Annotated in this window: 10 protein-coding genes and 1 pseudogene; 7 read left to right on the forward strand and 4 right to left on the reverse strand. The window is 58.2% G+C overall.

Annotated elements, in window-relative coordinates; genetic code table 11:
• Window positions 1–5 precede the first annotated feature (5 nt).
• On the forward strand, window positions 6–1,178 hold the full coding sequence (locus tag BLT00_RS18415; RefSeq protein WP_092150974.1) for an MFS transporter: 1,173 nt from the start codon (window positions 6–8) through the stop codon (window positions 1,176–1,178).
• Here the strand turns inward: BLT00_RS18415 and BLT00_RS18420 are convergent, their stop codons facing one another.
• Together BLT00_RS18420 and BLT00_RS18425 are read right to left on the reverse strand one after the other, a co-directional pair.
• Entirely contained in the window at window positions 1,179–2,633 is a 1,455-nt protein-coding gene (locus tag BLT00_RS18420) for an NCS1 family nucleobase:cation symporter-1 (RefSeq protein WP_092150977.1), read from the reverse strand. It lies immediately after the preceding gene.
• Window positions 2,634–3,021: 388 nt separating this feature from the next.
• Window positions 3,022–3,858 carry a CvfB family protein gene (locus tag BLT00_RS18425; RefSeq protein ID WP_092150980.1) on the reverse strand — a complete coding sequence of 279 codons (837 nt, stop codon included), beginning with the start codon at window positions 3,856–3,858 and terminating at the stop codon, window positions 3,022–3,024.
• A 339-nt stretch (window positions 3,859–4,197) separates the two neighbouring features.
• Here BLT00_RS18425 and BLT00_RS18430 point away from each other — a divergent pair, with 339 nt between their 5' ends.
• From BLT00_RS18430 to BLT00_RS18440, 3 genes are all read left to right on the forward strand, one after another.
• Window positions 4,198–4,386 carry a hypothetical protein gene (locus BLT00_RS18430; protein ID WP_018607615.1) on the forward strand — a complete coding sequence of 63 codons (189 nt, stop codon included), beginning with the start codon at window positions 4,198–4,200 and terminating at the stop codon, window positions 4,384–4,386.
• A 189-nt stretch (window positions 4,387–4,575) separates the two neighbouring features.
• Window positions 4,576–5,292, forward strand: a complete 717-nt coding sequence (locus tag BLT00_RS18435; protein WP_092150983.1) for a TorF family putative porin — start codon at window positions 4,576–4,578, stop codon at window positions 5,290–5,292.
• Between the two features lie 81 nt (window positions 5,293–5,373).
• Entirely contained in the window at window positions 5,374–6,240 is an 867-nt protein-coding gene (locus BLT00_RS18440) for a DUF6279 family lipoprotein (RefSeq protein ID WP_092150986.1), read from the forward strand.
• Between the two features lie 62 nt (window positions 6,241–6,302).
• On the opposite strand, the gene BLT00_RS18445 is transcribed toward BLT00_RS18440, so the two are convergent.
• Window positions 6,303–6,695 (reverse strand): hypothetical protein, encoded by a 393-nt coding sequence (locus BLT00_RS18445; protein ID WP_063322456.1) that lies wholly within the window; start codon window positions 6,693–6,695, stop codon window positions 6,303–6,305.
• A gap of 298 nt (window positions 6,696–6,993) precedes the next feature.
• On the opposite strand from BLT00_RS18445, the gene BLT00_RS18450 reads away from it, so the two are divergent.
• Complete coding sequence (locus BLT00_RS18450) at window positions 6,994–7,725, forward strand: DUF899 domain-containing protein (RefSeq protein WP_092150989.1); 732 nt, start codon at window positions 6,994–6,996, stop codon at window positions 7,723–7,725.
• Window positions 7,726–7,987: 262 nt separating this feature from the next.
• Window positions 7,988–8,246, forward strand: a pseudogene (locus BLT00_RS18455) (hypothetical protein).
• Window positions 8,247–8,486: 240 nt separating this feature from the next.
• Here BLT00_RS18455 and BLT00_RS18460 read toward each other — a convergent pair.
• Entirely contained in the window at window positions 8,487–10,991 is a 2,505-nt protein-coding gene (locus BLT00_RS18460; protein WP_092150992.1) for a glycoside hydrolase, read from the reverse strand.
• A 366-nt stretch (window positions 10,992–11,357) separates the two neighbouring features.
• Here BLT00_RS18460 and BLT00_RS18465 point away from each other — a divergent pair, with 366 nt between their 5' ends.
• A complete protein-coding gene (locus BLT00_RS18465; RefSeq protein WP_092150995.1) occupies window positions 11,358–11,633 on the forward strand; it encodes a hypothetical protein in 276 nt (91 codons plus the stop codon).
• The last annotated feature ends 286 nt before the right edge of the window (window positions 11,634–11,919 follow it).

Here is an 11,919-nt window from a genome sequence, read left to right on the forward strand (position 1 = left end):
CGACCATGTCACCTCTTATTCGCCTGCTCGGCAGTTTCATCGCGCTGATGATGGCCATGGGCATTGGCCGCTTCGCCTTGACGCCCCAGTTACCTCATTTGATCGGCGAAGGTCAGGTCGACTTGACCGCCGCCGGTCTGATTGCCGCCGCCAACTACCTGGGGTATTTCCTTGGCGCGCTGGACGCCATGTTCGCCCGTCGTCCGGAACAGGTGCGGCGGCGGTTGCTCGGCGGCCTGTGGCTGTGCGTGCTGCTGACCCTGGCGTCGTTCTGGGCCTGGGGCTTCTGGCCGCACCTGGCGTTGCGCTTCGGCACCGGCGTGGCGAGCGCCTGGGTGATGGTGATGATCACCGCCCTGAGCCAACCCTTGGCCGCGGCGGTGGAACGGCCACGGCTCGGTGCCTTGGTGTTTGCCGGCCCGGGCCTGGGGATTTTCCTGACCGGCCTGCTTGCCCTCGGCTCGAACCTACTGGGCCAGACCTCCGCCACCCTGTGGCTGGTGTATGCCGGCGTGGCCTTGGCGATGTTGCTGGTGATCTTGCCGATCCTGCCGCAGCCGGCAGCCGCAGCACCTGTCGCAGGGCCGACCGCCCCTTCGCCGAACACCGGCATCGCTCGACTGGGCGTGGTGTACGCCCTGTACGGCGTGGGCTACATCATTCCGGCGACGTTCCTGTCGCAAATGGCCTCGGCGCAGTTCCACGGCCAATGGCTGGCCGATCTGTTCTGGCCCTGCTTCGGCCTGGCCGCCGCCAGCGGCGTGTTGCTGGTCAGCCGGCGGCGGCCGAACCCGAACACCACCGGCCGCTGGCTGATCGGCACGCTCTGGCTGCAAGCTGCCGGGGTATTTGCCTGCCTGCTGGGCAGCGGGCCGGGGCTGGCGCTGGGGGTGATCCTCTGTGGCACGCCGTTCCTGGCCTGCATGCAACTGGTGATGCTGCGCTCCCGGGAACTGGCGCCCCACGCCACCCAGCGCAACGCTGGCCTGTTGACCGCCTGCTTTGCCGTGGGCCAGCTCAGCGGCCCCCTGTTGGCGGCGCTGAGCAGCCATTTCAGCGGCGGCCTGCAACCGGCACTGATCATTGCCGGCAGCGGCCTGGTGCTGGCCGGTGGCCTGTTGCTGCGGCCCGCCAGCCGGGGCGCGGCGAACCCTTGCGCCCAGACCGCCCTGCGTTGATCAGGCCTGGCCGGCCGGGCTGAACGCCTTGCTCGACTGCGTGGCCGGCTCGCGTCGCGCCAAGGCGAAATACAACACCCCGCCGAGGAAGCAACCGGTAAACCAGGCAAAATTGGCCATCGATTGCAGCATCGGCGTGAAGGTGATCGCCACCCCCATCAGCGTCGCCGGAATCAACGCCTTCACCGCCGTCCAGTTGATACCACCGCTGTAGTAATAGCGCCCGCTGGGCCCGTCATTGAACAGCGCATCGACGTCGATCTGCTGTTTTTTGATCAGGTAGTAATCCACCAGCAGAATCCCGAACAGCGGGCCGATAAACGCCGCCAACACGTCCAGGGTGTAGTGGATCACTTCAGGGTTATTGAACAGGTTCCACGGCGTGATGAAAATCGAGGCCAGCGCCGCGATCATGCCACCAGCGCGCCAGCTGATTTTGCTGGGAGCGACGTTGGCGAAGTCGAAGGCCGGCGAGACGAAGTTGGCGACAATGTTGATGCCGATGGTCGCCGTCACGAAGGCAAAGGCCCCCAGCAAGACCGCCACGTCGTTGTCGATGCGCGCCACGGTGGCAATCGGGTCGTGGAGCATTTCACCGAACACCGGCAAGGTCCCGGAAACAATCACCACGGTGACCAGGGAGAACGCCAGGAAATTCACCGGTAATCCCCAGAAATTACCCCTGCGCACGTCAGACATGCTCCGGCAGTAACGGCTGAAATCGCCGAAATTCAGGGTCGGACCGGAAAAGTACGACACCACCAGGGCCGTCGCCACGATCACTTGGCCGAACGCCTGCCAACCGGACAAGGACTTTTCCGCCAGGGTGAAGCTGATGTTGCTCCAACCGGCCTTCCACACGATCCAGCCGGCCAACAAGAACATCACGGCGTACACCACCGGCCCCGCCCAATCGATGAAACGACGGATCGAATCCATACCGGTCCAGAACACCAGCGCCTGGACGAACCACAAGCTGAGGAAACCGAACCAACCCAGGTAGGACAAACCGGCAAAATGCGGCGTCGCGTAGACCTCCATCGAAGGAAAAAACCGCAGCACCACGATAATCAGCGCGCTGGAGGCCAGGTAAGTCTGAATGCCGTACCAGGCCACGGCGATCAAACCGCGAATGACCGCAGGAATATTCGCCCCGAACACCCCGAACGCCAGTCGGCAGATCACCGGGTACGGCACCGCCGCCTGTTGGCTCGGCTTGGCGACCAGGTTGGCGATCAACTGCACGATGCAGATCCCGCCGAGCAAGGCGATAAGCACCTGCCAACTCGCCAGGCCCAAGGCGAACAGACTGGCGGCGAAGACATAACCGCCCACGCTGTGCACATCACTCATCCAGAACGCGAAGATGTTGTACCAATTCCATTTCTGCGGCAGTGGGCCCAGGTCCTCGTTGTAAAGGCGGGGGCTGTAGCCATTGGGCAATTGCTCGGACATTGCGGGGCTCCTTTGAGTACCGCCGTGCCCCCGTATCGACCTGCTCACCATACTGCGCACGGGAGCCGGCATGGTTTGTATACGCGTTTCCACGCAGAATGCGTGCCATAGGCGCTGGATGTTAGACAAACCGGGGTGTGTGGCGCAGAGAAACACCACGCAGGAACAGGCATACGCCCACGAACAGGGCGCAGGTGCATGCTAAAGGTGCAAGATTTTGTATACAGCGAAGATCAACCTGTGGCGAGGGAGCTTGCTCCCGCTGGGGCGCGAAGCGGCCCCTTCGAACATGCTACCTCGGTGTCTTAGCTTGGATTGAGTGCAGCTGGTTTGGGGCTGCTTCACGCCCAGCGGGAGCAAGCTCCCTCGCCACAGGAATTGTGTGCAGTTAGCTCAATTCAATGCGATCGCCATGAATGACAATCTGCCCATTCTTGTACAGCGCACCAATGGCCTTCTTGAAGTTACCCTTGCTCACGCCAAACAGGCTGCTGATCAGCGCCGGGTCGCTCTTGTCGCTGACCGCCAGGGTGCCGTTGTTCTCTCGCAACTTGGCGAGAATCTTGGCGTTCAGGCTAGTGGCAGCTTCCTGGCCCACCGGCTGCAGGCTCAGGCTGATCTTGCCGTCTGGGCGAATCTCCTTGATGAAACCTTTTTCCTGCATGCCCGCGCGCATGAACTTGAAGATTTCGTTCTTGTGGATCAAGCCCCAGTGCTTGTTATTGATGATCGCCTTGAACCCCATGTCGGTGGCTTCGGCGACCAGCAAATCCACTTCCTGGCCCGGCGTATAGTTGGCCGGGGTCTTGTCCAGATAGCGATCCAGGCGTGCCGTGGCGGTGATGCGACGGGTGTGCTTGTCGAGGTAGACGTGCACCACGCAGTATTCGCCGGCGGTCATCTGGCGCTTTTCTTCGGAATACGGCAGCAACAGGTCCTTGGGCAGGCCCCAGTCCAGGAACACGCCGATGCTGTTGACCTCAACCACTTTCAGGCTGGCGAACTCACCGACCTGCACTTTTGGTTTTTCGGTGGTGGCGATCAGTTTGTCGTCGCTGTCCAGATAAATAAAAACATTGAGCCAGTCTTCATCTTCGCTGGGAATATCCTTGGGGATATAACGGTTGGGCAGCAGAATTTCGCCGTCCGCGCCGCCATCCAGATATAAACCGAAGTTAGTGTGTTTAACCACTTGCAAACTGTTGTAGCGCCCGACTAAAGCCATTTCCAATACCCTCATTGCGTGGGCGGCATTCTACCCGGTTTTGCGGCGCGATTCGTGGCCGCCGGCAAGGTTTGCCTGGAAGGCCCGGCACAACTGTTGATTTTCCTGGGTTTGCGTCCGAGGTACAGCCATTCGTCAGGCCGGTGACGATGCATGCCATCCGTTTTCGGAGCAATATTCTTCACACGGTTGTTATTTAAAACAGAGGCTTAGGGCAATTATTGCCGAATAACGGCTGATTATGCCCGTCACGCTGGCGATAATTCAGAAGGATATTTGCCAAGCAATTGTCAAGTATTTCCTGTACGATGCCTGGCCCAATTAATTATCTACAGGTTAATGGCCGTCATGCGCGTAAAAGCATCCAACAGCAAAGCAAAGCCAGCTCCAGCCGTTGAAACCAGCGAGTCGATCAACGACCAGATCGCTGCGTTCCTCAAGTCCGGCGGCGAGATCCAGCAAATTGCCAAAGGCGTCAGCGGCCAGACATTCGGCCCGTCCAAGCAGATCAGCCTGGGCAAGAAGTAACCTGCGCGTCACCTGGTCCCAAAGCGCTTTGAGTTTCGAAGCGCTTGGACTGGAACCCTCCCCGCCCTATCCATTTCCCATGAATCGACGAACGGCCTTCGCAGCCGAGCATTCGCCGGTATGCTTTCACCTCTCTAGCCCAAGCGTTTCAGCTTAGTTCCTGCTCCTCGCTATTTCATGGAGTGAAGCATGCGTATTCCTATTGTTGCGCTGGCGATCAGCCTGCTGACGTGCTCCCTCGCCCAGGGGCAGGTGTTCCAACGCGAACTCGGCGACTTCGATCTCAAACTGGGCACCACTCCCAGCCGTAGCATGGCCGAGGGCCTGGTCACGCCGTCGAGCACCGGCTCGTTTCATGGTGGGTTGGACCTGAGCCACGACAGCGGCTGGTACGTTGGCCAGTGGTCACCCAGCGCCGGCCTGACATCGTCCGCCGACCTTGAGGTCGATTCCTACATGGGCTTTAAACACCCCTTCGACCAGACCCTGGGCTACGAAGTCGGCCTGATCCACTACAGCTACCCCACCGTCGATACCCTCGACAGCCAGGAGTTCTACGGCGGCCTGACCGTGCTCGGCAGCCGTTTCGGCGCGGCCCTGAGCAACGATCCGGACAAACAGAACAGCACGCTGTTCGCCGACCTGGGCGGCAACGTGCCGTTCGGCATTGGCATCAGCGCCAAATACACCACCCACCAGCTCAATACGCCAGTCTCGGTCGAGAACGGTTATGTCGGCAGCTTCAGCGACTGGTCGTTGAAAATTTCCCGTCCGTGGAAGGGCCTCGACCTGGACCTGATCTACAGCGACTCAAGCCTCAGCGGCAGCAGTTGCTCGGCGTACTCGGGCCACAACAGCGAGTGCGACAGCCTGCTGACCCTCAAGATGGCCCACCCTTTTTACTAAGCGTTACGCATTTAATCGGCTGAACTGCCGCGCGTCTGCGATGCTCAAACAAAGCACCTACGCCTTCGCAAGGACTCGCTCATGCCGCGCTGGTTGACCCGCACTGCCATGTTCATCGCCCTGTTGCTGACGCTCACCGCCTGCAGCCGCATCGGCCTGGCCTACCGCAACCTCGACCTGATCATCCCCTGGACCCTCAATGATTACCTGGACATCAGAGGCGAGCAAAAAGACTGGTTCAACGAACGCCTCAAGGACCACCTGACCTGGCATTGCACAACCCAATTGCCCGACTACCTCGACTGGCTGGATCGCCTCAAGACCATGGTGAAAACTGACCAGGTAACCGACGAAGCCTTGCAACAACGTACCCAAGAAGCCAAGGCCGCTATCGCCGAAACCGCACGGCAAATCACTCCCTCGGCCATCGAACTGTTGCAAGGCCTGAACGACGACCAAGTCGATGACATGGACGCCGCCTTCGTCAAGGATCAGCGCAAACGCCAGCAGCAATACCTCAAGCCGACGTTGCAGGAACAGATCCAGGAACGCAGCGACCGCATGGTCAAACGCTTGGACGACTGGCTCGGCCCGCTCAACGAAGCCCAGCACCAACGGGTGATGGCCTGGTCCACCGCCCTGGGTGACCAGAACCAGCAATGGATCGCCAACCGCGCCCACTGGCAAAACCAGTTCAGCGAAGCCGTGGCCCAGCGCCACAGTCCTGACTTTCCCAAACGCATCGAGCAGTTGCTGGTCAACCGCGAAAGCCTCTGGACGCCCGCCTACCGCGAAGCCTTCAGCAAAACCGAAGCCCAGGCCCGCAGCCTGCTAGTGGACCTGATGGCCGAAAGCACCCCTCCCCAGCGCGAACGGCTGCTGAAGAAAATCGACGGGGTGAAGAAAGATTTCACTGACTTGAAGTGCCTGAAAGCAGCACGATCCTAAAACCACTGAAGATCCAATGTGGGAGCGAGCTTGCTCGCTCCCACAAGGTTTGTGCCTGGTTCCTAGGCAATCTGCGCCTTGGACGCCAAATCATCAAACGTAAACTCATCCAGCGCATCGTCCTGCTCATCCAGCACCTGGCGCGGATGATCATTGCCCGGAATGCTGCTGTCGATCAGGCTCAACAACCGCGAGCCACGGGGCGTCAGCACGAAGTTCTCGCCGTTACCGCCCTCTTCCTCCGGCCGCGGCTCGATATAGCCACGCTCCAGCAGTAACTTTTCATACTCCCCGGCGACCGCTTTCAGATGATCGAGGTTCTCGATTTCCTCACCCGCCGCCGCCTTCTGAGCTGCGTATTCCTCCGCATAAGGCCTAGGCGTAAAACTGTGGCCGGCGCCGTTCTGCACTTCGTGCAACAACTTTTCGATCAAGTCCCAGTTATAAGTCGTCATCCTGGTCCATCCTCTGAAGAGTGAGATGCCTACCTAGGTTGTGACCGAGGTGCTGCGCCGCCGTTCAGCCAGGTTTCCGGGCGCAATGCTGTTTACTTGAGGCCTATCCAATTCATTGTGGCGAGGGGATTTATCCCCGTTGGGCTGCGAAGCAGCCCTGAATCCAACCGCGCGGTGTACAAGCTTAACGGCTAGCTATTTCACAAACCGACCAACGGCCTGTCGAATTCATCCAGAGCCAGACGACCACTTACAGAAAGTGCCGACTCAGCGGCTCTGCCATGCAGGAGAATTCATCATGAACGTAGAGAATCAGCCGGTCGTCTCGCGGGAAGAGTGGCTCGCCGCCCGCCGCCAACACCTGGCCCACGAAAAAGCCTTCACCCGCGAACGAGACAAACTCAGCGCCGAACGCCGCGCCCTGCCCTGGGTAAAAATCGACAAACCCTACCGTTTCCAAGGCCCCCACGGTGAACTGAGCCTGGCCGACCTGTTCGGCGGTCGCAGCCAACTGATCATCTACCACTTCATGTTCGGCCCCGGCTGGACAGAAGGCTGCCAGGGCTGCTCATTCCTCTCCGACCACATCGACGGCGCCAACCAACACCTGGCCCACCACGACGTGGCCGTGGTCGCCGTCTCCCGCGCCCCCTTCGCCGAGTTCCAGCCGTTCAAGCGCCGCATGGGCTGGACCTTCGACTGGGTCTCGTCCAACGGCTGCGACTTCAACTACGACTTCGGCGTCAGCTTCAAAGCCGAAGACACCGCCGGTGGAAAAGCCACCTACAACTACGAAAAAACCGACACCACCGAAGGCGAACTCCCCGGCCTGAGCGTCTTCTACCGCAACGAAGCCGGCGACATCTTCCACACCTACTCCACCTACGCCCGCGGCCTCGACATTCTGGTCGGCACCTACAACTACCTCGACCTGACGCCCAAGGGCCGCAACGAAGACGAAATCATGGACTGGGTGCGGCATCACGATAAATACGACGAGGCCAAGCCACACAGCTGCTGCCATGGCTGATACGTCCACTGGCCCAGTCGAGCACGGTCCCCGTGGCGAGGGAGCTTGCTCCCGCTCGACTGCGCAGCAGTCGCCTGCGTCGCCTGACCCGCCGCAGTGCCAAAGCCGACTGAAGCAAGGCCAAAGGTCCTACACAAAGCTCGGAAAGTGATGTCTTGTGGCTCGGGAACGGGGCGGCCTATAGTCCCTCGTCGCCCTAAAAGGCGACCGGGTTTGGCGACCCGACTTACAGGGAGGCTCATTAATTTTCGAGGCTCTGACTATGACTAGATACATGCCCATCACTGGCATCGACTGCATCCCCGCCGTCCTCCTCATCGACGCCGAAGCACCGCTCGACGTTCTCTTCGAAACTGCCGACTACCGCATTCGCACCGTGACCCAACTGCTGGAGAACATCGCGTTCCGTTCAGATATCAGCTCCGATACGATGGTGCTTTCCGACTTCTGCAAAATGCTGACGATAGCCCTGCGCGATGGGTGTGATTGGGAGGCGGTTACGGGCCCAGGCTGTTGAATAATGAAAACGGGCGAGCTTTGAGTCGCCCGTTTCAAATGTATGGAGAGTACAAATTGATTGAGACTTTTACAGAATTTGCCCCCGCAGAATACCCGGCGGGAGCACGCGCCCTCGCCAAAGGGGCTGTGCCGAATTCAGGTTGGGCTTCATAAAAAACCGGACTCAACGTCCGGTTCTTTATGAAAGAGCTAGGAATTCGCCTCGGAAAGCAGGGATATCCTGCTGAGCATTGGTTTGACGACTACTTACTTGCCTCCTCAACGGCTGCCGTATTCTGAGGACCGAAAGAATATTTCAGGGCCCGTGCCTTCATGGTGCGCGGATCAGGTAAGCCTACGGTCTCTGGGCCCGCAAAACCGGTGACACCTTTGCTGAGCGTGGGATTGATCGCATCGAACAGGAAGCTGAAACCTTGTTTGAGCGAGCTCTGGGCGATGCCGTGACATCCCATGCAACCGCCCATGGTCAGGCCTTGGGTGCTGTGGTCGTAATCCGGTACCTTGATGTTCAGCTGGTTGCGCGCATTGATCAGGGTGTTGTTCTTCGGGATGGGGAATACGTTGCTCCCACGAAACAGCTGAATCCCCGGCTGGCTGCTTTCGACCATGATATTGGCCAGGTAGTAATCCGGATCGGTTTGAGTGCTCGACGGGATGGCTTGAACGCCTTTGAGCCGATAATGCTTCCAGACCGAATTGTTGAATTCGCCGCTGCCGTCCATCAACTGCTTGACCTGGTTGTTCACCGCCGCGACTTCGACATCCATGGTGAGCGGTTGCACGACCCGGATCGGGCCGGCCTGCCCTTCAGGGATCCCGTTACTGCCGGAGTAGACCGGCGGATCAAGGCTCGCGTTTGCGACTGCGCCCGCTTTTGGCAGGGAAACCGTATAGGTCTTGTTGCCGTCAGAGAAAGTGGCGGTCGGGGGGTTGTTTATATCGAAACCGGGGTAATCAATCTTGTTGTAGTTGGCAATGTAGTAGAGCCCGGTCGGTGATTTACCGTCGGGCAGCGTCAGGGCATCTTCGTGCTCGAACGTGGCGAAAATGAAGGTCGGGTAGTTGGACGTCTTATGGATTATATGTAAGGCGACCAGTGCGTAGTCTTCGTTCTGCGCCACCGGGTCACTGTCGAGGCCCTTATAGGTCACCACCGTCGCCGTGTGGTAACGCGCGCGATTTTGAACCGGGATGTCTGCCAGCTTGCGCCATGTCGCCTTGACCTCCACCGCGCCGTCGGGCAGCACTACATTCGTATCCGGGAAGCTGGTCAGGCCTTTCGCATACTCGTAAACGACGGGGTTCGCCTTGGCCTCGAACAGGATCTGGCTGTCGTTTGAAGGGGCATAATCTCTCCCTGTCTTCGCCACATTTGGCGGATTGACCGGGAAGAAAATAGCGTTTTGTCCTATTTGGGTCGCCTCATCCAGATTGTTGTAATGATTAAAGGTGGCGCCAGGCGCCAAACGAATACCCTGGGGAAATTGTATATAGCTGTATTGCGGGTCAGAACCAAACGGGCGCGTCGGACCACCTGCGGTGTTTTTTTGTGGTCCCGCGGGAAACAACTCAGTACGGTGCGCGAAGGTTTGCCATAACAAGGGGCTGGGAGACTTTGGCACCTTGCCCGAATCAGCAAAACTGCTGGCGGGATTGCCGACGCCGCGGTTAGCGGGCAATGGTGCGGCAGCTGTATTGTTCAGTGCGAAAAAGCTGCGCCAGGCGAACGTTGCATAGTCGCTATGGCTGAGGCCTGTGGCCAGGTCCGAGGGCAGTTGCGGGTTGCGCACGGTTAGATCGCTTGCGGTAATGCCATAGGAAACGCCCAAAACCGAGGGAAAGTTATCAAGCCCACTCGCAGCGAAATACGGATTCCAGTTAACCCCATCGCTGGAGTAAAAAGTTTTTGTATTGTTGCTGACAAACACACGATCGTTGATCATCGCCGCACTGTTCAGGAAAAGTTTACTGTTTATACCTTTCAGCTCTTGCCTCTCTCCCCACTGGCCGCGACGGTTGTAAGTGCGTGCGTACATGAGGCGATTTTCCACTGTGTAATAGACCCAAATCTTACCGCTATAGACGATAGGCACCACTTTGGTCAGAGGCGTCTCAGTGCTTTCCTGGAACGCTGGAGTTTCCCGGCCGAACAGAAGACCATCATTCGAAGTGACGTAATAAACAGTTTTAGCATTACCGTCACCTTTGTGATAAAAAATGAATAATTGACCGTTATACACAACGGGGCTGTTAACGCCGGCCATAGGGCTGGTATTGATAGTTTGAATATCGGTCCAACTGACGCCGTCTGTAGAGCTGGTGGTCCTCAAGCGTTGCTGAGGATCGGCAAAGGTCAGCACTAGCTTCTGCTTAAATACAGTCACTGAAATATCCCCACCCCATCGGTAGCCATTCACTGGGATAGTTTTAGCAGGGGACCAGTTTTTCCCATCTGTCGAATAGGAAGAATAGATATGCTCTGAATCATAATTATTGGACCAGAACATATAAATTTTTCCCTTGAACGACTGCACCGCGGGTATAAATCCCGCTGGGAGGCCGAATCCCACCAGGCTCGTCGAGGAAGGAATACCGTTTGAGGCGTCGGGCTTGTCAAAGACATCGACTTTTATTCCCACACCTTGTTGCGGTGTGGCGATGATCAGACTTTCCGCATAGGCCGATGAGAGCGCGAACAAACCCCACAGACACAACATCAGCCGACTGAATATCGCTCTAAGACTCATAGGTTTCATTCCTTTGAATTAACGGCTACCACAGGCCGTGGATACGTCCTGACAGGCGTAGTTGTTCTATTGTTCAATGCGAGCTGAACTGGATGTTCTGGAAGTCATTGACTGCATTGCGACAGACATATTGTTAGCCTCCTAGCTAATAAAGCACTTACATCCTGTGTGAAGCAGCGACCCGGCGTTGCAGGCATAGGGCTACCAGTCGCCTTTCTCCATGGTAGACGACGGTTTAATATCGGCTAGGGAAATTCTGAAAAAAGGCACCCTGCCAAGCGGCAGCCAGCATGGCTGCTAATGAACTTTCCACCCAGTACCGGCCTCAACCCATTACCTGCCCAACAAGGAATATGAGGCCCAGCCATGAAAACCCTCTTGAAACTCACCCTCGCAGCCACCCTCACCTGCGCCCTGCCCGCCTGGGCCACTTGCACGCCAGAGCAAGCGACCGCCAAGCGCGAACAATTGGCAAATGAAGTGACCAAGCTCACTGAACAGAACCCGGCCAAGGCCAAGGAAATCAACGACGAGTTGCAGGCCATGGACCTGGAGACTGCCAGCAAGGATGTGCCGGACAAGTGCCAGTTGATCGATAAGCGTCTGCAAGAGTTGAAGGATGCGGAGAAGAAGGCCGGGTGATTGCCCTAGTCTGAGCACCGCTTCGCTTTTGTGGCGAGGGAGCTTGCTCCCGCTGGGGTGCGAAGCGCCCCCCCCAAAAACAAGTCTCGCCGCGCAATAATGGGTGAACACGCAACTTTGGGGCTGCTGCGCAGCCCAGCGGGAGCAAGCTCCCTCGCCACAGGTTCTGCATCGAACTTAAGGTCGAGTTTCACCCATAAAAAACCGGACCTTGGGTCCGGTTTTTCATGAGGCACTAGCGCCGCTTCACTCCGCCGCAGGCGCTTCTGGCTTGCGGCGCTTGAGC

The organism is Pseudomonas sp. NFACC51, from assembly GCF_900103575.1.
GTDB lineage: Bacteria > Pseudomonadota > Gammaproteobacteria > Pseudomonadales > Pseudomonadaceae > Aquipseudomonas > Aquipseudomonas fluorescens_Q.

Coding starts and splice junctions, on each gene's coding strand:
- BLT00_RS18415 (WP_092150974.1), top strand. CDS start 6: ATGTCACCTCTTATTCGCCTGCTCGGCAGTTTCATCGCGCTGATGATG.
- BLT00_RS18420 (WP_092150977.1), bottom strand. CDS start 2,633: ATGTCCGAGCAATTGCCCAATGGCTACAGCCCCCGCCTTTACAACGAG.
- BLT00_RS18425 (WP_092150980.1), bottom strand. CDS start 3,858: ATGGCTTTAGTCGGGCGCTACAACAGTTTGCAAGTGGTTAAACACACT.
- BLT00_RS18430 (WP_018607615.1), top strand. CDS start 4,198: ATGGCCGTCATGCGCGTAAAAGCATCCAACAGCAAAGCAAAGCCAGCT.
- BLT00_RS18435 (WP_092150983.1), top strand. CDS start 4,576: ATGCGTATTCCTATTGTTGCGCTGGCGATCAGCCTGCTGACGTGCTCC.
- BLT00_RS18440 (WP_092150986.1), top strand. CDS start 5,374: ATGCCGCGCTGGTTGACCCGCACTGCCATGTTCATCGCCCTGTTGCTG.
- BLT00_RS18445 (WP_063322456.1), bottom strand. CDS start 6,695: ATGACGACTTATAACTGGGACTTGATCGAAAAGTTGTTGCACGAAGTG.
- BLT00_RS18450 (WP_092150989.1), top strand. CDS start 6,994: ATGAACGTAGAGAATCAGCCGGTCGTCTCGCGGGAAGAGTGGCTCGCC.
- BLT00_RS18460 (WP_092150992.1), bottom strand. CDS start 10,991: ATGAGTCTTAGAGCGATATTCAGTCGGCTGATGTTGTGTCTGTGGGGT.
- BLT00_RS18465 (WP_092150995.1), top strand. CDS start 11,358: ATGAAAACCCTCTTGAAACTCACCCTCGCAGCCACCCTCACCTGCGCC.